This is a genomic window from Bacteroides sp. DH3716P (assembly GCF_025914115.1).
In the GTDB taxonomy this organism is placed as follows: Bacteria; Bacteroidota; Bacteroidia; order Bacteroidales; family Bacteroidaceae; genus Bacteroides; species Bacteroides ovatus.
The window spans coordinates 3,540,244-3,561,481 of the sequence record NZ_CP083673.1 but is presented as its reverse complement, the minus strand read 5'-3'; the positions used below and the strand labels follow the sequence as shown (position 1 = coordinate 3,561,481).

At 40.6% G+C, this 21,238-nt stretch carries 15 protein-coding genes; 6 read left to right on the top strand and 9 right to left on the bottom strand.

Annotated elements, in window-relative coordinates:
- Nucleotides 1-209: 209 nt before the first annotated feature.
- Complete coding sequence (locus tag KQP79_RS13265; RefSeq protein ID WP_138343315.1) at nt 210-2,954, bottom strand: two-component regulator propeller domain-containing protein; 2,745 nt, start codon at nt 2,952-2,954, stop codon at nt 210-212.
- Between the two features lie 181 nt (nt 2,955-3,135).
- Between KQP79_RS13265 and KQP79_RS13260 the strand changes: the two genes are divergently transcribed.
- Together KQP79_RS13260 and KQP79_RS13255 are read left to right on the top strand one after the other, a co-directional pair.
- On the top strand, nt 3,136-3,918 hold the full coding sequence (locus KQP79_RS13260; protein ID WP_061448508.1) for a HipA family kinase: 783 nt from the start codon (nt 3,136-3,138) through the stop codon (nt 3,916-3,918).
- Nucleotides 3,896-4,279: a DUF3037 domain-containing protein gene (locus tag KQP79_RS13255; RefSeq protein WP_061448507.1), complete on the top strand. Its 384-nt coding sequence runs from the start codon at nt 3,896-3,898 to the stop codon at nt 4,277-4,279. The genes KQP79_RS13260 and KQP79_RS13255 overlap by 23 nt, the downstream gene beginning before the upstream one ends.
- Before the next feature lie 25 nt (nt 4,280-4,304).
- Here the strand turns inward: KQP79_RS13255 and KQP79_RS13250 are convergent, their stop codons facing one another.
- Nucleotides 4,305-5,921, bottom strand: coding sequence for an alpha/beta fold hydrolase (locus KQP79_RS13250; protein WP_234120704.1), 1,617 nt, complete (start codon nt 5,919-5,921; stop codon nt 4,305-4,307).
- Between the two features lie 238 nt (nt 5,922-6,159).
- Here KQP79_RS13250 and KQP79_RS13245 point away from each other — a divergent pair, with 238 nt between their 5' ends.
- Entirely contained in the window at nt 6,160-7,002 is an 843-nt protein-coding gene (locus KQP79_RS13245) for an aldo/keto reductase (protein WP_061448505.1), read from the top strand.
- Nucleotides 7,003-7,177: 175 nt separating this feature from the next.
- On the opposite strand, the gene KQP79_RS13240 is transcribed toward KQP79_RS13245, so the two are convergent.
- On the bottom strand, nt 7,178-9,130 hold the full coding sequence (locus tag KQP79_RS13240; protein WP_061448504.1) for a glycoside hydrolase family 97 protein: 1,953 nt from the start codon (nt 9,128-9,130) through the stop codon (nt 7,178-7,180).
- 70 nt (nt 9,131-9,200) lie between these two features.
- Entirely contained in the window at nt 9,201-10,082 is an 882-nt protein-coding gene (locus KQP79_RS13235) for an AraC family transcriptional regulator (RefSeq protein WP_055236566.1), read from the bottom strand.
- A gap of 120 nt (nt 10,083-10,202) precedes the next feature.
- On the opposite strand from KQP79_RS13235, the gene KQP79_RS13230 reads away from it, so the two are divergent.
- The 3 genes from KQP79_RS13230 (at nt 10,203) to KQP79_RS13220 (ending at nt 13,158) form a co-directional block, all read left to right on the top strand.
- On the top strand, nt 10,203-11,018 hold the full coding sequence (locus KQP79_RS13230) for an SDR family oxidoreductase (protein WP_004310214.1): 816 nt from the start codon (nt 10,203-10,205) through the stop codon (nt 11,016-11,018).
- Nucleotides 11,019-11,047: 29 nt separating this feature from the next.
- Entirely contained in the window at nt 11,048-12,235 is a 1,188-nt protein-coding gene (gene uxuA / locus KQP79_RS13225) for a mannonate dehydratase (RefSeq protein WP_138343317.1), read from the top strand.
- 77 nt (nt 12,236-12,312) lie between these two features.
- Nucleotides 12,313-13,158: a pilus assembly protein N-terminal domain-containing protein gene (locus KQP79_RS13220; RefSeq protein ID WP_004310212.1), complete on the top strand. Its 846-nt coding sequence runs from the start codon at nt 12,313-12,315 to the stop codon at nt 13,156-13,158.
- An 84-nt stretch (nt 13,159-13,242) separates the two neighbouring features.
- On the opposite strand, the gene KQP79_RS13215 is transcribed toward KQP79_RS13220, so the two are convergent.
- From KQP79_RS13215 to KQP79_RS13195, 5 genes are all read right to left on the bottom strand, one after another.
- Complete coding sequence (locus KQP79_RS13215) at nt 13,243-14,649, bottom strand: glycosyl hydrolase family 28 protein (protein WP_004310211.1); 1,407 nt, start codon at nt 14,647-14,649, stop codon at nt 13,243-13,245.
- 115 nt (nt 14,650-14,764) lie between these two features.
- Nucleotides 14,765-16,063 carry an alginate lyase family protein gene (locus KQP79_RS13210; protein WP_061448503.1) on the bottom strand — a complete coding sequence of 433 codons (1,299 nt, stop codon included), beginning with the start codon at nt 16,061-16,063 and terminating at the stop codon, nt 14,765-14,767.
- Between the two features lie 58 nt (nt 16,064-16,121).
- Entirely contained in the window at nt 16,122-18,161 is a 2,040-nt protein-coding gene (locus KQP79_RS13205; protein ID WP_061448548.1) for an IPT/TIG domain-containing protein, read from the bottom strand.
- Nucleotides 18,162-18,210: 49 nt separating this feature from the next.
- Nucleotides 18,211-19,404 (bottom strand): DUF5013 domain-containing protein, encoded by a 1,194-nt coding sequence (locus tag KQP79_RS13200; RefSeq protein ID WP_061448502.1) that lies wholly within the window; start codon nt 19,402-19,404, stop codon nt 18,211-18,213.
- Nucleotides 19,405-19,440: 36 nt separating this feature from the next.
- Nucleotides 19,441-21,237: a RagB/SusD family nutrient uptake outer membrane protein gene (locus KQP79_RS13195; RefSeq protein ID WP_008774960.1), complete on the bottom strand. Its 1,797-nt coding sequence runs from the start codon at nt 21,235-21,237 to the stop codon at nt 19,441-19,443.
- Nucleotide 21,238 lies beyond the last annotated feature (1 nt).

Below are 21,238 nucleotides of genomic sequence, written 5' to 3'. Positions count from 1 at the left end.
AACATCAGCAAGGATTCGTGCCTTATTCGAAAGGCTTTCTGTCCCTGTCTGATGCAAAACTACACATAATCTCACCCTATTTCCAAACAATAGAAGCGCTGTTTTATCTCAACTAAAATGAGAATTACATTTTCAACATAAAGCATTGTTGTACAAGCAGATAAGCATCATAAAACTTGTCTCAAAAAAAATGAGAATATAGGTTTTACTCAATTTTCTTTTATCACAAGGTTCTGTTTCTTACAATATTCCAGTGGTGTCATGCCAGTTACATTCTTGAATACTCTATAGAAAGTAGCCTTAGAACTAAAGCCGCATTGTTCCGACAAAGCTTTCAAAGTATATTTTGAGAGGTTTTCCTGATTTAAACGTTTTTTAATCTCATTGACACGATATACATTAATGAAATTAGAGAAGTTCACATTCATGTGGTTATTGAGCAATTGAGAAAGCTCTGTCTCGGTACAGTCCAATTTTGCAGCAACGTCCCCAATACTTAATTTTGGATTCAGATAAGGCTTTTCATGTTCCAAATAGGAAAGCAAATTATCCAAGATACCATTCACTTTCATTTCGGGCAATGCCGCCTTTTTATCTTTACCTCTCTCCTGAACCTTACTTAATATCATCCGCTCATCCGTCATCCGCTTTTTAAGTTTCCATATCCGGTAACAGAAATATATTACTAGAATACTTATTATTAGAACCATCAATAATATGCCTGCCATAAAAGTATATGATTTCCGGACATAGATATCCACAGTCTGCATCTGTTTTTCACCGCCCGGGACACGCAACTTGAAGACATAATGTCCTCCTGGTAAGTCCTTATAAGAAACTTCATTAATCCCTGTCTGTTTCAACCATTCCTTATCATACCCTTCCAACTTATACTCATAGAAATTAGCATAAGGCAACGCATAATCCATATTAGAAAATTTAAAACGAAGAGTATTTTCAGAAGAAGGCAATTCAATTCCTTTCGACATGTCCATATACGGAAAGTCATATTCTATATTAGAAATAGCATACGATGTTATTATAGGGGTACTTATAATACGACGTTCTGTATTAATATTCCCGGTTGTGGTATAGACTAACCCGCCTTCATTGACCCACCAGATAATACTGTCATTGGAAACAAAGACACTATTATTAAATTCCAGACCGCTCAACCCATCCTGTCTCTGATATGTATAATGCTGTTCTTCTATCGGATTGTAACGTACAATCTCTTTTTGTGTAGCGATCCAGTAAATTCCATGACTATCTTCCAGGATACAAGGCACTTGATTATCCGGAAGCAGATTATCAGTAGTAAAATGTTCATGAACAACCAAATCCTTCCCTATCTTATACAAACCATTATCCGTACAAACCCACATATCTTTCCGCAAGTCCTCCATAATATACTTAATTTCAGCCTTTATCGGAACACTAAAACAGTCCGCACGCATCTTCCCCGTAGCAATATCCAATAAAAACAGACCGAATTTGCTACCTACCCATAGACGATTCATCGAATCAACACACAAACATAATATGGCATTTGTTGTCAGGACGGAGTTCATCGTATCATATTTCTTCAGCACATGTCCTTCAGGGGTACTCTGATAAAGTCCACTTTGAGAAGCAAACCATAAATTCCCCTTCGCATCGTCTACAATATTAAGAATGCAACCATACAGAAACAACTCTTCATGGGAGAAGTCCCTTAAAGACCATGTTTTTTCATCAAAAACATGCACCCCTCCACCGTAAGTACCTATCAATATTTTGTCCTGTATCCGATTTATAAACACTACTATGTCCGACCGCAAATTAGAAAAGTTTTTCTCCAAACTATAACTTCTTATTTCCCCTGTTTTTTCACAAATAAAGAAAAGCCCTGTCCTTGTACCAATCAGCTTGTCTCCATTAGGAAACATATAAAAACTACGAACCCGATAATCAGTTGAGTAAAAATCATTTTTACTGTAATAAGAGAACTTGGCACCAATACGAGGTGTATAACTGATTCCCCCAAACTGGGTTCCAATCCAACGAATGCCATTATCATATAAAAATGCAGTGATTGTATTGGAACTGATAGAATTCCGTGCCTTCTCCTTATGTGAAATAACTTCGATACTTCCATCTTCCAAAGACAACACTTTCAATCCCTGTCCATTTGTACCGACAAACAATTGGTTATCCTGTCCGTCTATTGTCATTATCAGATTATGTTCAAAACCGTTCACTTTGGCAAATTTCTTTCCGGACATATCAAAGCTGAATATTCCTTTATTGAAACTACCCAAATAGATATGGTTGCCCATACGCGTGAGACAAATGAAGAAATTGCTGTTTGATATCTCTTCCGGCATCCGGTAAATCTCCGGTTGCATCGTCCGGATATCTATTCTACCCAACCCGTCGGCGGTAGAAAACCAATATATATTCTTATCCTCACAAATAATAGACGTGATATGATTGCACGGTGAAAGCCCGGTTTCTAAAAATATCTGACGAGGAGTATGATTATTTATAAAATAAAGGCCAGCTTCCGTTCCCACAAAAAATTGGCTGTCTGCAATCTTCCGGATTGATTTGACTATTGCAGATGGAATGTCCAGTTTTACCGTTACATTAGTCTTACGACTAAAGTATTTCAGTCCGGAAACTGTACCAAGCAGCAATGTATCGCTATCCAATTCTTCTATCGACCAAATATCATCTTCTGACAGTAAGGGATAAGTTTTCACCTCACATCCGTCGAAACGGCACAACCCCACCTTTGTTCCAATCCAGATAAACCCGGATGCATCTTTCTTTATTGCATTTACTGTATTACTTGGCAGTCCCTCAAAAGTCGTTATATTATAATAATTCATAGGAGAAGAAGAATAAACTCCTTCAACTTTAAGTAGTATAAAAACCAGTACTATGATTAATTGCAGAATATATTTTTTCATAAGCAGATGCCGTTCTTCTCAAACTTCAAGGACAAAGATAGTAAAAAATGAAAGATATTCGCAAAGACACTAACGTATACTCAACCGAAAAACATAAAAAACTATTATAATCAAAAGCATTTCACCTACTATTCCACAAAAACGTCCTATCTTTATTGCCCGAATCAAAGAAAGGAGCTACATGGATTTACGTACGGCAAATGTTACAAGATATATTCTTCCTCTGCGTGAGGGGGGCTCATTGCCTGCTTTGGCCGAAGCTGACGATGAATTTAAGTATGTAGTCAAATTCAGAGGGGCAGGACACGGTACGAAAGCACTGATTGCCGAACTGATTGGTGGGGAGATAGCCCGTGCACTAGGTTTCAGAGTCCCCGAAATAGTTTTTCTGAATCTGGACGAGGCCTTCGGACGAACGGAAGCAGACGAAGAGATACAGGGTTTACTTCAATGGAGTCGAGGACTGAATATGGGATTGCATTTCCTTTCCGGTTCGTTGACTTTTGATCCGATAGTACATCAAGTAGATGGAAAAACGGCTTTGCAAGTAGTATGGCTGGATGCCTTGCTGACTAACGTAGACCGTACCATTAAAAATACCAATATGTTGATATGGCACAAAGAACTATGGCTGATAGATCATGGGGCGTCCCTTTATTTCCACCATTCCTGGACTAACTGGCAAAAACAGGCACTGGTTCCTTTTGTACAGATAAAAGACCATGTATTATTGCCGTTTGCCGATAAACTGGAAGAGGTAGATATCGAATTCAGACAGATATTGACTTCGGATAAAATCCGTGAGATAGTCAATGCTATTCCCGACGACTGGTTGAACTGGACAGAAGGCACAGAAACTCCACAGGATTTGAGAGACATTTATATTCGATTTTTAGAAGAAAGGATGAAACATTCCGAAACATTTGTAAATGAAGCGCAAAATGCAAGAAAGGCACTTATATGAATACGCAGTCATCCGTTTCGTTCCTAAAGTAGAACGGGAGGAGTTTATCAATATGGGGATTGTGTTGTTTTCCAAACAAGCCAAATACCTGAAATCCCTCTATACGATAGATGAGAACAAACTAAAACTGTTTTCTTCCGAACTGGATATTAATTGCCTGAAAGAAGGGTTACAGGTCTTTGACAAGATATGCATGGGAAATAAAGAGGGAGGAGCCATAGCCAATATGGATATTTCTGACAGATTTCGTTGGCTGACTGCAGTAAAAAGTTCCTGCATACAAGTATCTCGCCCACATCCGGGATTTTCTACTGATTTAGATAAGACTTTGGAAAGATTGTTCAAGGAATTAGTACTCTGATTCCTTGAACAATCTCTTTGTCAAACTAACGGGCAGTAATATAAAAGCTCTGTTCTACTGCTTCAGCAGTCTGCACTTTAGGTTCTCCGCTACGCCCATATTGCCAGGCTACCACTGTCACCTTTACCGGAAATTTTGCACGTGGGGGAATTTTAGTCAATACCAGTTTATCTCCTTTTATCTCTGCCGGACCTTCTTTTACATAATAGTAAACCGGAAGGCCGGAGTCAGCAGTTCCATTTAAACTTATTTCTTTCACTGAAGCTTTTACATCGGATAGTTTCGGGAAAATTATACGTTGGGGTATCCCTTCCTTATTCCGGTAAGGAATACGAATCTCTACCTGCTGAACGGCACTCCGGTATTTATGATCCTGTTTTACGGAAGCCATCAGGCAGATGCCTCCTGTACGTTTAGGATTATCCAATCCCATCCGATAGAAACGAACAGTAAAAGTTGTATCATTCACCACTTCCACCGGACCGCAAATTCTCGACATTCGAATGGGATGCGTACTGTGTTCTTTTGAATATTCGTTCCTTAACGTATCTGTGTACACTGCTTTCAGGTGGAAAGTGACTCCGTCCGCTTCGGGTTGAAAAGAAGGAGACATACGTACATGGGATTTCGGATTGAAAGTTATCAGTTTTCCTTTTTGCTCAAAGCCGATATACTGCTCTGTCTTTCCACGCTCATTGACGTAATATTTTTCTGTGGCATCTGCCATTTCCTTATCAAAATACCAAAACGCATGGTTCTTGTCTCCTTTATACTTATCATAGGAAGCGGCTTCGGCTGTAGGCTTTTCATTCTTTCGCCAACGGTCTGCCAGCCAGCCATTCTTTGCTTCTACCGGAATTAACTGAATCGGAGCATCCAATGACGAATGCTCCGGCAACCGATATTCCACTGTCTTTTTCAGAAAGAGGGAAAGATAATCAATCAATTCATCGGATATGTCGAAATGTCCGTGTCCTGCATCAGCAAGAAATGAAAGGGGAGCATTCGGATATTCACGACGATAATCGAAAGAGGTTATCAACCGGTCTTCCCACCATTCGTCCTCTCCCATTACCATTAATGAGGGGATACCTTCAATCGTACGGGTTCCCCAATCCAAATTCGCACGCCCGTAACCCGTCAAATGAGTTCTGGGAGAATCACCGTGAATAGAGAGTACGGCCAATGTACGTTCAGGATTCCAGGCGGCAAAGTTCCACGGATAAGTAGCCATTGCCGAGTGTCCGATGGGTATAACCGGGGCAAACTCCAGTTCTGTATATCCGCTTGTTTCAGACAAGTTCTTCATCATTGTTTCAAAGATTTGTTGGGTACCTTTTGTCACGTCCCAGCGTTGGTCTATTCCGGGAGTGATCCATATCTCTGCAATTCCCAGTTTGCCCATATTCTTCCGAAATTCAGGATGCTCGAAAATTGTTTCTTCGGTCATATTGTGTTGCCCGATGATGACGGCACGGACTTGTTTACAGTTTTCCGGTATCCATAGATAGGCAGAAGGATGGGCGTTTGTCTCTTCTGAAATCAGCTCTTTTATTTCTACGGACCACTGCCAGGGAGCTGCTGCCACCTTAGCAACCTGCATGAATAATGACAACAATACAACAAGAAAATATTTATTCATAATGCTTCTTTTAATTGATTTAACTTCCTATACTACGAATATGAAGAACAAAATACTCAAAAAACGACTATATATAATAGTAGATATTAAATGCAAAGATAGCGTTATCCGTAAAAAAGGTAGCAAAACCCGTAATCTATATAAAAACAGATTACCTTTTACAGACTAACTTTGCATAGAGGAAATAAAGATAATAAAAACATTAGAATACGCTTTTATTTTAATAATATACTCGATTATGGAAAAAGTGAAATTGAACAATGGCATTGAAATGCCTATTTTAGGTTATGGTGTTTATCAGGTTACGCCTGAAGAGTGTGAACGTTGCGTGTCGGATGCAATCAGTGTGGGCTATCGTTCTATTGATACGGCACAAGCCTATCATAACGAAGAAGGTGTTGGAAATGCAATCAGTAAATGCGGCGTACCACGTGGGGAATTGTTCATCACTACAAAAGTATGGATTTCAAATGCCGGTTACGAAAAAGCTAAAGCTTCTATTGATGAATCACTTCGCAAACTAAAAAGTGATTATATAGACTTACTACTCATTCATCAGCCATTCGGTGATTATTATGGAACTTACCGGGCTATGGAGGAAGCATATAAGGCTGGTAAACTCCGTGCAATCGGTGTCAGCAACTTCTATCCAGACCGTTTTGTCGACTTGGCAGAATTCTGCGAAGTCACTCCTGCTGTCAATCAGGTGGAGACACACGTTTTCAATCAACAGATAAAGTTGCAGGAAGTAATGAAAGAATATGGTACTAAAATTATGTCATGGGGACCGTTTGCTGAAGGACGAAACGACTTCTTTACCAACCCGACTCTCCAGGAAATCGGTAAAGAATATGGCAAATCAGTGGCACAGGTCGCACTGCGTTATCTGATTCAACGCGATATCATCGTGATTCCTAAATCGACTCATAAAGAACGTATGATGGAGAATTTCAATGTCTTTGATTTTTCATTAGCACCGGATGACATAGCGGCCATCGCTGCGCTTGATACAGCTAAAACACTCTTTTTCTCCCACAATGATCCGGAGATGGTGAAGTGGTTGATTAATTATGGTAAATAGTGGTAAATAGTAAATCCCAATAAAGACTACAAATGGGAATTTAGCGGTTAAATGGGAATTTTGCAGTTCGGCTGAAAGCCTTACAATTATATAATTAAGCCCTTTCAGGGCACTCCGCAAAATTATCATTTACTTGTCATTTTCACATACTCAATGACCATCAAAATAATTTGAGTCATTTCTTTAGCGGAGTGAAATGCAATGCGGCTCCGCCACTCGCTTTTAGCTTCAAAACAAGCTTATCTCCGGCTTTTATCTTCTTATGAGTACTGCGTACTTTTGTGCGTGTATTCAATTTGTCATCATCTTCGTACAGGTGAAGCATATACTTCTTACCCGGTTCCAGAAAATCCGTAGTCAATGTAATTGTGCGGGCTTCCGTATTCGTCATTGCTCCTACAAACCAGTCATTCCCCGAACGACGTGCCTGAACGATATATTCACCAATCTCTCCATCTAACGCGCGGCTGTCATCCCATACACTCGGAATTGCTTTCCAAAATTCCAGTTCTTCTTCTCCCTGGTAGAACTCCGGTCTGTCATACCAAAACATAAATTGCAAAGGACTGTAATACACAGCTGCCATCGCCAACTGATGTGCTTTCGTATTCTTCACCCGGTTATTGAAATAGCAAAGCGTATAGTCTCCTGCACCTGCCAGATAGCGGGTAAAAGGAAGAGTCATATTGTGTGTAGCATCCGGCATTTCTTCATTTCCACGAATACCTTCCTGCGTCATCAGGTTAGGATAAGTACGGCTGAAACCTGTCGGACGATATTCGTCATGAATATCTACCATCAGACCATATTCTCCACATTTACGAACTGCATCATGCAGCCAGGTACTCCAACGCTGATTACCTATCTGTACAAAACCGAACTTGACACCTTTCAGCCCCCATTTCTTATACAATGGCAATAAAGTATCCAACTGCTGCACTAATGCGCGCTGATTGACATACACCATAAGTCCGATTCCTTTCGATTCGGCATATTTACACAAAGCGGGTATATCAAGGTCTTTATCAGGAGAAACAGTAGTAGCGTCCGAACTCATTTTCATTTCCGGTCCGTACCATCCTGCATCCATGTGCACATACTGAATACCACGTTCTGCCGCAAAGTCAATGGCTGCTTTTACTCTATCTTGTTTCAAGTCGCCCGAACGGAATACTTTCCCGGGTTTGATCCAAGAAGTATCAGCCAGTTTGCAAGCCGGATTCAGATTCAAGACAAGATCATTATTATTAATTAAATCGACCGGACGTTCGCCAACCATGATTACACGCCACGGAGTACTGTAAGGAGAAATAATATCGACGCTACTATACAGGCTTGTCTCCAAAGTGGAAGGTTTCTCTGCCGATAAACGGAATTTACCACGAACATAATCCACCATTTCTGCTTCCAACAAAGCTACTGATAATCCATCAGGAAGTTTCAATGTCAATGGACGCTCACTCTCCTCTTTACCCCATCCTTTCAACGGACGAAGTTCATAAGGTCCTTGCGCCCAACGTTCATAATACGCCATCGTTCCTTCAGGCATTGTGAAGCTAGTCTGCTCACCGACAATATGCAAGAAAAGCCCGTTTGTCATTTCCGGAAAATGATAGCGGAAAGCAACTCCTTCATTATAGGCGCGGACTATAATATTCATAAAGTAGTTTTTACGCTTATCATAACCACCATCCCGATTACCTTTTCCTTCTCCCTTCTTGAATTTCAAAGTCATCTCATTGTAGCAATCACGTACTTCCGCACGTTCGCCATATACAGGCTTCCATCTCTCGTCCGTCTTTTGATGTTCAGTCTCTGTCAACTTCAGATTCTCACACCAAAAATGACAAGTATCATTCGGTATACCCAACGCCGATTCAAATAACTGATTTTCAATCAGAACACCCAGTTTACTTTCTTCAATCACCGGACGATTCTTATAAGTCAAGGTATAATACATTTGTGTATTATCCTCTCCTACCGCACGCTGATAAAAGGTAAAACGATAAGCTCCGTCGGGAGACGTCAGTTCCTGACGGGTTTCTGTCATCACATCTTGCGCTTTTATCAATGCCGGTATCACCAACAACAAAAGTAAAATTCTTTTCTTCATTCTATTTACGCTCATGTTTATTCATCTTTTCTATTATATACGAACGAGGAAGAAATTATACTCAAATGTTTATTGCCTGAAAAGCTTATTCCATCTGCTCTCTATATAAAGTAGGTGTCATTCCTGTCACCCTTTTAAAAATGCGGTTAAAATGTACAGGTGATTCAAATCCGCAAGTAGCACTGATTTGAGATATATTCATCATACTACTATTCAATAGTTTACAAGCATATCCGATACGCATATCAAGTACATACTCTTTGAATGTTTTTCCTGTGTTTTCTTTAAAGTATCGGCAGAAAGCAGCAGGGTTCATCGCTGTATAAGAAGCAATTTCATCCAGACCGATAGACTCGGTATAATGTTTATTCAAATAGGCAATCACCTTTTCCATTCTTTCATTACGCATAATCGAAGGGGACGGAGTATAATGAGAAGTAGTCAGATATTTCTTATGATTGCTAGTAGCCATCATCTGTAGAAGTGAAAGCAACAGGATGATTTGATCTGCTCCTTTGGCAGAAGGAATTTGCTCCAATAATTTAATGATTTTCCCCGAACGGGTAATTGTGAATTTAATCCCTCTGCAAGCATCCTCCAATAAATTCCTGATAGGAATAAACTGGGAGTATTGAGAAATAGAATAATGCATAAAATCTTTCTCAAACTGAATATTGACTCCTCTTACTTTCGGTTCGGTTTTTTCTTCGTTATCAGATTCTTCCCCGCCGTCCGGTGGACTTTGCATACTATGAGGCAGTTCGGAACCAAAAAGAATCAAATCACCTTTTGAATAGGAGATAATGCTGTCACCCACCAGACAATCCCCCTCTCCCTTTTCCACATAAATAATTTCATACTCACTATGAAAATGCCACGGATACGTGAAACGTGGATATTCATAAAAGCGGGCACGGACGGGATTAGAAGTCGTAATAGTCAACTTCTCATTCATTATCTTCTTCATAAATCTCCTTTCTAAACTGCTTTTGCAAAGATAGGTAAATATCTTGCAAAAATACGCATCATAGCATGTATAAAAACCCGCTATTTTTGCATCCATTCATAAAAACATTTGATAGAAACCATGAACGAATTATTTAGTATTGCCGGTAAAGTTGCTGTTATTACCGGAGCAGGTGGTGTACTGGGCGGAAATATTGCCCAACACTTTGTACAGCAGGGAGCAAAAGTTGTAGCTATTGACATTCGTCAGGAGCAACTGGACAACCGCGTAGCTGAACTTAAGCAATATGGTAACGATGTAATCGGCATCATTGGTAATGTACTTGACATCGCCAGCCTGGAGAAAGTAGCCGAAGAAGTTGTAGCCAAATGGGGAAAGATCGATATTCTATTGAACATTGCCGGTGGCAATATGCCGGGAGCCACTCTCGAACCGGATCAGCACTTCTATGATATGGACATCTCTTGCTGGGAAAAAGTGACTAACCTGAATATGAATGGGACAGTCTATCCGTCTATGATATTCGGTAAGGTAATGGCAAAACAGAAGAAAGGATGCATCATCAATGTATCTTCTATGGCTGCTTATAGTGCTATCACCCGTGTACCGGGTTACTCGGCCGCTAAAACTGCAGTAGCCAACTTCACCCAATGGCTGGCAAGCGAAATGGCACTGAAATACGGTGATGGTATCCGTGTTAATGCTATCGCTCCGGGATTCTTTATCGGTGACCAAAACCGTCGTGTACTTATCAACCCGGATGGTTCATTGACCGACAGAAGTAAAAAGGTGTTAGCCAAAACTCCGATGAATCGTTTCGGCGACATCAAAGAATTGAATGGTGCTGTACAATTCCTGTGTAGTGAAGCCGCTAGTTTCGTAACGGGAGCTATGTTGCCTATCGATGGTGGTTTCAGTGCATTCAGCGGCGTTTAATATTTAATCTTTTAATTTATTCAAACGCTATGATGGAAAAAACATGGAGATGGTTCGGCAAGAAAGATAAAATCACCTTGCCGATGCTCCGTCAGATAGGTGTTGAAGGAATCGTCACTGCATTACACGAGGTACCGAACGGAGAGATTTGGACAGTAGAAGCCATCAACGATTTAAAATCGTATATTGAATCGTATGGGTTGCGCTGGTCGGTCGTGGAAAGCCTTCCGGTTTGTGAGGCAATCAAGTATGCGGGTACGGAACGTGAACAGTTGATTGAAAATTATAAAGTAAGTCTTGCCAACCTGGGTAAATGCGGAGTGAAAACAGTCTGTTACAACTTTATGCCGGTAATCGACTGGATACGTACGGATTTACAGTACCCTTGGCCGGACGGTACCAGTTCGCTTTACTACGACCGTATTCGTTTCGCTTACTTCGACATCAAAATACTAGAACGTGAAGGAGCTGAAAAAGACTATACAGAAGAAGAACTGCATAAAGTTGCCGAACTGGACAAAGTGATTACAGAGACCGAAAAGGATGATTTGATTGATACTATTATCGTCAAGACACAAGGATTTGTGAACGGTAATATCAAAGAAGGAGATAAAAACCCGGTTGCTATATTCAAACGTCTGTTAGGTTTATATAAAGACATAGACCGGGACGCTTTACGAGAGAATATGTGTTACTTCCTTTCTGCAATTATGCCTGTATGCGATGAATATGGTATCAACATGTGCGTACACCCGGATGATCCTCCATTCCAGGTTCTCGGCCTACCCCGTATTGTCACCAATGAAGAAGATATAGCCTGGTTCCTGAATGCCGTAGACAATCCGCATAATGGGCTGACTTTCTGTGCAGGTTCTCTTAGCGCAGGCGCACATAATGATACTCGTGAATTGGCAAAGAAGTTTGCAGGAAGAACCCATTTCGTTCATCTACGCAGTACAGAGACCATGCCGGGTGGAAACTTCATCGAAAGTTCTCATCTATCAGGAAGAGGACATCTGATTGATCTCATCCGCATTTTCGAGAAAGAGAATCCAGGACTTCCCATGCGCGTAGATCATGGACGAATGATGCTCGGAGATGAGGATAAAGGCTACAATGCCGGTTATTCTTTCCACGGACGTATGCTGGCTTTAGCACAGGTAGAAGGAATGATGGCTGTGGTGGATGATGAGAAACAACATAAGATAGAGTTTTAATCTTATTTTTCATCAATATACTTTGAAATACAGGAAAGGAGCTTTACTTTTGTGAAGAAATAAAAAAGAAGAATATTATGAAAGCAAAAATGGCGAAGCTCTGTCTACTATTTATTCTATTATGCTCCCTTCCTGTATTTTATTCATGCAGCGACGAAGCTGATGCTTTTTACCTATATGAATATTGGGAAGTGATGTTCGACCCGGAACCTCCTATCAGTGAAACCAGTTTGTCAATCACGGGAGGAACAAAGTTGGGAATTAAAGGTGGCGTAGCTCCTTATACAGCAGAAATAGCCGATGGGCAAATTGCTACAGCTTATGTGGACGAAAACAATGATATTCAGATCAGCTCTATAAAACTGGGCAGCACGTCATTGATGGTAAAAGACGCTGATGGAAGAATCATAAAAATAGGGCTAAAGGTCGTCAACGGCAAACAATCTTTTTCAGTGAATTCCGTGGAAGCAAGAATCACAGGAATAGATGAAAGTCTGTTGGATGAACAACAAAAAGAAAAACTAGAAGCGGTCAAAAAAAAGATAAAGGATGAAGCGGGTATACAAGCTACAGGAGGAATAGCTTTCTCTTATGACCAAAAAAGTAGTGGTAAAGTGACAATTGTTACTAGTAAAGATAATGCTCCGAAAATAGAAGGAAGCTTCTCCCGCTCCACATCAGAGTCAGGCACTACATTCCAAATTACAATCAATGGTAAAGAGTATGACTGCAAATTTAAACTTCCCGAACGTTCCGATACTTCAAAGAGTATCACCACACGAGACCTTGGCCCGATTCCTTATTGGTTAGTGGAAGATGTGACTGAAGATTATAAATCAGATGTGACCGACCTATTCGGAATAAATGCCACCTCCCTGAAAATAGAACGCATTTATATAGGTTCATTCACTCCTTTACGATAAGTTTATTCCTCTTTCTATAAAATAGATGCGGCAAAAAGCACGAAAAACTGTTTTTTGTCGCATCTTTCATCTTTTAGTTATTAGCTACTTTATCCGTATCTTCTCTACAAAATCTTTTTTATCTATATTCAATTCTTCCAAAGAAGTGATCCGCCTACCGTTCAACACAATGTTTTCGAACAAAATATTCTCAATCTTCCTATTTTTATCATAACCTTCTATTAAAGAAGAATTGATATATTTCCCGGTACATGAAATATTACGGAATGTTATGTTCTTGACACCTCTGCCGGGACCTGTATTGTATTTTTGGTTATACATCACCCGAAGATGAAATAACTGTCCTTCCTGAATATGTTCCACACGAATGTCCTCAAAAGTAATGTTTTGTGCTAGGTTGTGATCCCCTACATTGATAGTCATACAGCCTTGGTAATCACGATCATCCTCATCATGCTCCAATATATCAATATTCCTGAATACTATATCTTCCAAAACTTCATCTCCCGTTTCCGTATTTCCATGTGTACCGATATTGATAGGATGCGCAATATCTGCCCATAGAGTAGAATTAAGTACATGAATATTGCGACAGTCGCCATAATAATTCCAACGATGCGTATAAAGAGCTATACAATCATCCGAATTACGAAGAAACACATCATCAATCATCACATCCGAGCAGGACATAAAATCCAGCCCATCACTCCAACCCTGATAGCTGAATGATTTCAGATTTTTGATAGTAATTCCGGTAGATTGTCCCCCAGAGACAGTATAATGCCGTGGATTTACCACCGTAACTCCATCAATCAGTACATTCCGGGAGTAGGTAACCGAAATTCCCTGTTGCGGTTCAAGCAACATGCCATGTCCCAATATTTTCACATTCTCTACACTGTCGCAAGTGAGACAACCTTTCAAAACGGCACCACCTTCTAAATAAACCGTCGTATTACTGGGAATACGGAAGCATTTTCCAGCCGTATCAGTCGGTTCATGTATTCCAGCTTCAAAATAAATCACGTTCGGATCATTCTTATCCGGCACATTTTTGATGATAGGATTGGCAAATACATGCAAATTATTCAGGCGATCTCCATTAAACTCGACCGACAACTTTTGTGGTTTATCTATCGTAAACAATAAAAAGTTACCATCAATCTCCGGTTGGATACCTTTGGATAAAGGACGCACCACTGCCGAACGGATCTCCCCATTGTTCTTTTGTACCAATACTTCCACTTTCCCTGAAAAGTCGAACTGAACCATCGTGGCATCGGACTTCGTATCCATATCCACCTTTACGTTATACTCATAAAGGTCTACCCAGTCTTTTTCTCCCACTTGCCGTACTTTTACCGTATAGTCATCATTGTGACGGGCATAATAGATGCCTTGAGGTACCGGATAGATGACTATTTCTGCTTGTATGACTCCTGTGGTCATTACAAGTAAAAATGTGAGCGCTATTCTTATTAGTTTATTCATTTCAAGTTTTTACTAATACCGTTAATGTCCTGGAATTCACCACAGATTGAAACAAATAATCCATCCACACTGGCATATCCGAATCTGTGGCGAAGTCTAACACATTTTATTCATTTTATCTTGCATACATCAGCGTACCGAGCCCAAGTACGTCATAGCCACCGGAGTTAGCGTCATAATACCCACCTCCTCCTTCTATTCCTACATATTCCGTAGCTATCTTAGTATATTTGAGATTATCATCCGAGATGTCTTTTACCCCTTTGTAATGATAGTAAGGCAACGCCCATATCGCACGTTTGATCCATTTACCGCCACCAAGTGTTGTTTGTTCTTCCGGAATCGGATATCCCCATTGACTCTGTTTTTGCCATATATAAGTAGTATATGGTACAGTCTCATTAGTGTAATTACAACAAGCGGCATATTCGCAGGCCCGTAGGAAGAGATTATCATCATAAGCAAAGAAATCGTCTCCCTGGCTCCATGCCAACTGACAGATAATTCCCATCAATCCAACACACATCAATGTATGTCCCTGGTCACGGCCACTTTCCTGCCATTGAGCAAAGTTATAGTCCGGTGCATAATCGTGATAGATAGCACGACGTAAACGTCCGTTTGTATCACCTGTCTGCAAATGGGCAATACCTTCATTATAAATATCACGACGATCGGTTACAATGCCGATAGCCATTTTAGCCGCTATATTACAAAGACACCAGTTAGCCCAATAATGTAACGCATTCGTATCGTGATGACGTTTCAGAAAATCATCATTAGCAGGATAAAACACTTTAAGCAACCAATTCTGGAAAGCTGCGAAGTCCGCACGATCCCATCCTCCATAATCCCTCAATAATTCACCGGCAATAGCAAATTCATAACCATAAAGTCCTGCAGCAAGCGATAAATTCGTATTACCTGTTACACCTACACAAGTCTGTACCCACTTATTCAGATTCTCCACTGCTTTTGCCGCATATTCATCATCTTGTTCAATCTTCCAACGAAGCGCCTGCTGATATGCAATAGTGGCCCCTCTGGCTGCATTCATATAATTTTCATCACCGGAAACTCCACGTTTAATCCATTCCGTAGGATAAGTATCTGCCGTCTTCTGCGAAAACTGGCTTTCTACTAATAATTGATAAGCGCTAACCCAAGGCTCTTCTCCGGCTGCTTTTTTATCCCGGATACGCTGGAAGTCTTCCTCCGTATGCAACCCTTCATGCAGCATGGGTTCCGTTGACGGTTTAAGTTCAACTTGTTCCAAATTTACGTTATTATCAGGAAGAGGAATTTTATTCAAATCAGTTTCCACATTGACACCCGGAAGGTCAATGCCGTCCCCACATCCTACCAAAAACAGGGTAGCAAATACTGCGGTTATATAATATATCTTTTTCATCATATTTTTGGTTTAATGGTACACCATATCTACCATTGATTACGGTGCACCCAATTATAGTTTATTGCTCTACTAACTCTAATTTGAAATTATCTATCTTAGCCCGTCCTTGTTTTACTGTAATCGTACATACAAAACCAATGACAACATCGGTAGGCTCTTCAACAAGAATATCAACTACTACATCACCCGTACCCGAAATAGAAGCGTTTGCCAGACTCTTACTTGGTATATCACTCGTATTTGCCATCTCGTTACCTTTACAAACCGCAACATAACCGGTAAAACCTCTGCCGTCATATTCATAAACGTGTGCCGTCAACTTATATTTTCCTTTTTGAAGATGAGAAGTCTGATATACCTTACCATCATTTTTAGGATTGTCAAATCCCCAATCTGTTTGTAAAGCCAAACCTGCATCACTTCCATCACCATATTTCGTTTTAAATGCCAAATCAACAGCAGCACCTCCTTCACCAGCAGTCAAGTTAGAGTTCTGAACTATCCAATAAGCAGCTTTTGCCCACTCTCCTTTTTTATGGAATCCTTTATCTCCACCTTCTTTTACATATTCAAAAGGCTGTTTATAGTTCATGAGTACATATTGAGAAATATCTCCATCCACCGGTAGAGGTTGCAATATATCACTCTCTACGGGTTGTGCAATACCTTCAAACACCATTGTTACTTTTCCACCATTGAAACCTTGCGGAACCGTTACAGTAATAGAAGTCGTAGTAATCTCTTTAACCGTAACGGGTACGGATATTCCCTCAAAAGTAACTGTAACAGAATTCTTATCCGTTCCAAAACCTTTTCCTGTAAATGTTATTTCCTGTCCGGCTTTTACTAATGTACCATAAGGATAAATATACAGTGTTTCAACAGAAGTGATTTCCGGAGTTGCCCAAACCTCAAATGTGCCTGATTCGCCCATCTCTATTTCCTTACCCTGAATTATCAGTTTAATCTTCACCGGAGCTTCAGATGAAACTCCTTTGGGAACATTCACTACGATATTACCTTTATCATTCAGTGTCACTTTATCACAAACTGTTTCTCCGAAAAAGACCTGAATATTTTCAGCTTTCGTACCAAAGTTCTGACCAATGATCGTTACTTCCGCATTAATATATCCGGCTTTCGTTGAAATGCCTGTTACTGTCGGCATCGGTAATACCGTATATTTCAACTGTGTCCCGATAGTTTCAAACGGAGTAATGACAGTAATTGTATAATCTCCGGCTTCCAACGAAGCAGGTACAGTGAGTGGAATACTCTTATCCGTCAAATTATCTGTATCTATTGCAGCTTCTACAGGTTCTCCGCCAGCTTTAAAGAAAGTTACTTTCAAAGGCTCCAACCCTTCAACAGACTTATCCAGCAATTCTTGCACAAGATTGGTTCCTGTTATTGCAAATTTACTGCCAGCAAAACCTGATGGAACCGGTTCGTCTTCCTTAGGAGTATCAAGCGTTGCATGCTTCAACACAGTGAAAGGATAAGAAGCCAAATCAATCGTTTGTTCTGCCATAATAAGTGTCATAACTCCACTGACAGCTGTCTCGGGAACTTTGGCCGTAAATTCGGTATCAGTAGGTGTACCCACAATCTCTGCCTTGTCTGTGGAAGTCCCGAAAGTCAAAGTATACAGTGTTTTAGAAGAAACAAATTCTTGTCCTTCAAAAACGAGACTGGCACCCGGAAAACCATAAGAAGGTTTCACTACGCTGACACCCGGCTTACCAAGTACACGATAAACTAGATCAGTCTCCACACGTTGCCCGAAAACCTCAACGGTTATCTTTCCGTTTGTTGCCGATTCCGGCACTTTCGCAAGGATAGCATCATCGGCGCAGGAGACTACTACTGCCTCCTGAGAACCGATAAATACTTTCACATCTTCTGTTATGATACCAAAATCACTGCCACTTACGGTAAACTCATTCCCAACATATCCTTCTACGGGATCTATCTTTGTTACAGTCGCCACAGGATCAGTGTAACTCATTGAAACAATTTCTTCGTTATCCTCGTCACAAGCAGCTAATGCGAAAAGCGAGAGAAAAACGGGAAACAGATAGTTATATATTTTCTTCATAATCTTAATTATATTATCACGATGAATTACTCTTTTTTCTTTTTCCACATCATTCAAGAATCAATTTCAATTCTGTCACCTTAAAGTATGAATTACCTTTAGCCAGAGAAGTCAGGAATCCAATGACAACATCCGTTGTCTCCGTCACTTCAAATGAAGGTGTTACCAAAATACCCGAGTCATCATTTGTTCCAGCTTTGTCATAGATCGCACAAACTCCATTTAATTGCTCAATATCAGCTACATTCGGTATATCACTCTCACTATTTCCTTTAGCCATCAATGCAGAAATAAAATTCCCCACATCACTTACTACCATCGTATAGGCATAAGTAACTTCCAGTCTGTATTTACCAGGACGAAGTGTAGCAACTTGCCATATTTTCCCATTCGTATAAGCTTCTTTATCCCATCCATTCTGGAACGCTAATGTGAAGCCCTCTGCTGCTTTATACTGCATTCCGGTAACAGTAGTATTGTTTTTTGCATTGAAAGATGCCTTATTCTGATTCCACACTGCCGGAGTCCACCATTCACCATTCTTCCAGTTTTCATCATTTGCCTTGGCAAACGGCTGCTTGTAGTTTTGAAGGTAAAGCACTGTTACATCACCCTTTGAGTTAGGATTAAACATTGCACTACCTGTCATTGTATATCCATGAATAGTTACAGTCACATTACCTGTCTTATAATCAGCAGGAGTTGTCGCAACAATAGTAGACTCATCCACCAGCTCAAATTCGGCCGGCGTTCCATTGAAACTAACAGAAATATCAGATGGATCCGTACCAAAGTTCTCACCTGTTATAGTGACCTTGTCTCCCGTATCGGCTACCCCTTCACCGTCTTCACTATCAGAAGTCACTGTAATGACACGTGGCGTAGGCAGTACTGTATAATGACCGATATTCTCCACCTTTTTATTATAAATCTGTAAAGACAGATTGCCTGTTACTGCAGTTTCCGGCACTTCCACTACCAAACGGTTATTTTTGCAATCGAGCACTTTATTGGATTGGGCTTCACCGAAGAAAACTTTCACTGCTTCAGCACGGTCACCAAAATTGGTTCCCGTAATAACTACCTGTGTAGTGACATATCCGTCCGTAGGATAAATACTCTCCACTACTGGTACAGGATAATCATAAACTCTATACTTGGGGTCTTGCTCACAACCGGAGAAAAGTGCGGAAACACAAGCAAGTATTGCCAAGTGAAATGTATATTTGAATAAAAACTTCATATAATCTATGGTATTATACGTTAAACGATTGAATGATTAATATCCCGGATTTTGTACCAGATTTGAATTTAGGTTGATTTGATTTCTTGGAATCGCCCACAAATAATCTCCCTTAGTAAATGCGCAGTCGGATGATTTGAGAAGCACTACACAAGGTAATTTGCCTTTACCTGTTTCCACTTCTTCCGTCCCCTTCGTAAAGATAGCCGGATTGAAAGCACTGGTAGCATTCCCGTTTTCGTCTATAAATGCCGTCGGATAGCTGGCATTACCTACTACCGCACCGCAACGAGACTCATTCAGATTCTTCTCCGCAATACCCCAACGTTTCAGGTCGTCACAACGGAAACCTTCCATATAGAGTTCCAAGGCACGTTCACGGCGGATCTCATCCAGCATTACCTGATTGACTGTCTTACTCGCATTTGCCGGCACTCCTTCCTGAATTCGCTTTGCCAATGCATTTGTTAGGTTGGCAATTCCCGCACGGGCACGGATTTTATTTATCGACTTATTCAACTGGTCATCTGATATTTCACCATAGCGTTCCATCACAGCTTCAGCATAATTCAAGTATACTTCTGCCAACCGAAGTACCGGATAATTGGCCGATTCATCTTTACTTTGGCGTTGAATATCAGTAATAGCAAACTTGGAAACACCATACCCACAGTTCTCAACTGTCAGGCTCGTAGCATATGAACCTACATAAGAAGTCAAACGGAAATCCCGATTCTGAAATTCGTCCCCCGGATTCTTATATCCCTGGAACTTATCAGACATACTGACCGGAAGCCCGTCAGTGCATAAAAACATATCAATCAATTTCCGGCTGGGACGCATATCCGTATAAATCACCTGATTCAAATCAACCTGTCCTTTACGCGTTTCCTGACTATATACAGAAGCGATGATAAATTCCTTGTTCGTCGCTCTTCCTGCACCGGCAGGATTGCTAGCTTCTTCTTCAATATTAAACAGGTAACGATTGCTCAAATTTTTCATTGCTGCCACATTATTATAATTCCAAAGAGAATAAGCAGCATCCCCCATCACTGTTTCGGATAGTTGAACAGATTCTTCCAGGAAAGCATTTACCTGATCGGAAGCCGGACCGGCAGAACCTTCAAAATCAGTAGAAGTACCATTGTACTTACGCCAGGTAGCTTCATAAAGTAACACGCGAGCCTTAAATGCCTGTGCAGCCTGTTTGCTGATTTTACCTTTGTCGGCAGAGGTTATATTCTGTTCCAACGGCAACCCTGCAATAGCCTCATCCAAATCGGAGAGAATCAAGTTGACAACCTCATAACGGCTGTTACGTTTTCCATATAACTCCGGTGAAGTCACGTCGAGAACTTTCGTAACGACAGGCACTCCACCAAAAAACTTCAATAAGTAAAAATAGTTATAGGCACGGAAAAAATGACCTTCGGCTAATTCTTTTTTAATATCCGCTAAATTACCTGTATAGGAAGAAACTGCTCTTTCAAACATGTGATTAGTGGCACGAATATTACCATAGCAATTACCCCAACGGCTATCGTCATTAGGAACTCCCATCACACCGGTCCCCACACCATACGAATATCTGAAACAAGTAGAAAGATCAGATGCCGCATCCATGTGATCGAATATACTTCCATAGGAAGACTGCCATCCCAATAATTGCCCGTAAAGCCCGTTAGCATATTCACGGAAATGCTCCGGAGTTTTGAAATAAATCACATCTGTCTTGGCATCCAGTGGTTCCAAGTCAAGGAACGTATTCACGCATGAAGAAAATCCCAATGCGCAGGTGCAAATTAATATATAGTTCGTTATCTTTTTCATA

Coding starts and splice junctions, on each gene's coding strand:
- KQP79_RS13265 (WP_138343315.1), bottom strand. CDS start 2,954: ATGAAAAAATATATTCTGCAATTAATCATAGTACTGGTTTTTATACTA.
- KQP79_RS13260 (WP_061448508.1), top strand. CDS start 3,136: ATGGATTTACGTACGGCAAATGTTACAAGATATATTCTTCCTCTGCGT.
- KQP79_RS13255 (WP_061448507.1), top strand. CDS start 3,896: ATGCAAGAAAGGCACTTATATGAATACGCAGTCATCCGTTTCGTTCCT.
- KQP79_RS13250 (WP_234120704.1), bottom strand. CDS start 5,921: ATGAATAAATATTTTCTTGTTGTATTGTTGTCATTATTCATGCAGGTT.
- KQP79_RS13245 (WP_061448505.1), top strand. CDS start 6,160: ATGGAAAAAGTGAAATTGAACAATGGCATTGAAATGCCTATTTTAGGT.
- KQP79_RS13240 (WP_061448504.1), bottom strand. CDS start 9,130: ATGAGCGTAAATAGAATGAAGAAAAGAATTTTACTTTTGTTGTTGGTG.
- KQP79_RS13235 (WP_055236566.1), bottom strand. CDS start 10,082: ATGAAGAAGATAATGAATGAGAAGTTGACTATTACGACTTCTAATCCC.
- KQP79_RS13230 (WP_004310214.1), top strand. CDS start 10,203: ATGAACGAATTATTTAGTATTGCCGGTAAAGTTGCTGTTATTACCGGA.
- uxuA (WP_138343317.1), top strand. CDS start 11,048: ATGATGGAAAAAACATGGAGATGGTTCGGCAAGAAAGATAAAATCACC.
- KQP79_RS13220 (WP_004310212.1), top strand. CDS start 12,313: ATGAAAGCAAAAATGGCGAAGCTCTGTCTACTATTTATTCTATTATGC.
- KQP79_RS13215 (WP_004310211.1), bottom strand. CDS start 14,649: ATGAATAAACTAATAAGAATAGCGCTCACATTTTTACTTGTAATGACC.
- KQP79_RS13210 (WP_061448503.1), bottom strand. CDS start 16,063: ATGATGAAAAAGATATATTATATAACCGCAGTATTTGCTACCCTGTTT.
- KQP79_RS13205 (WP_061448548.1), bottom strand. CDS start 18,161: ATGAAGAAAATATATAACTATCTGTTTCCCGTTTTTCTCTCGCTTTTC.
- KQP79_RS13200 (WP_061448502.1), bottom strand. CDS start 19,404: ATGAAGTTTTTATTCAAATATACATTTCACTTGGCAATACTTGCTTGT.
- KQP79_RS13195 (WP_008774960.1), bottom strand. CDS start 21,237: ATGAAAAAGATAACGAACTATATATTAATTTGCACCTGCGCATTGGGA.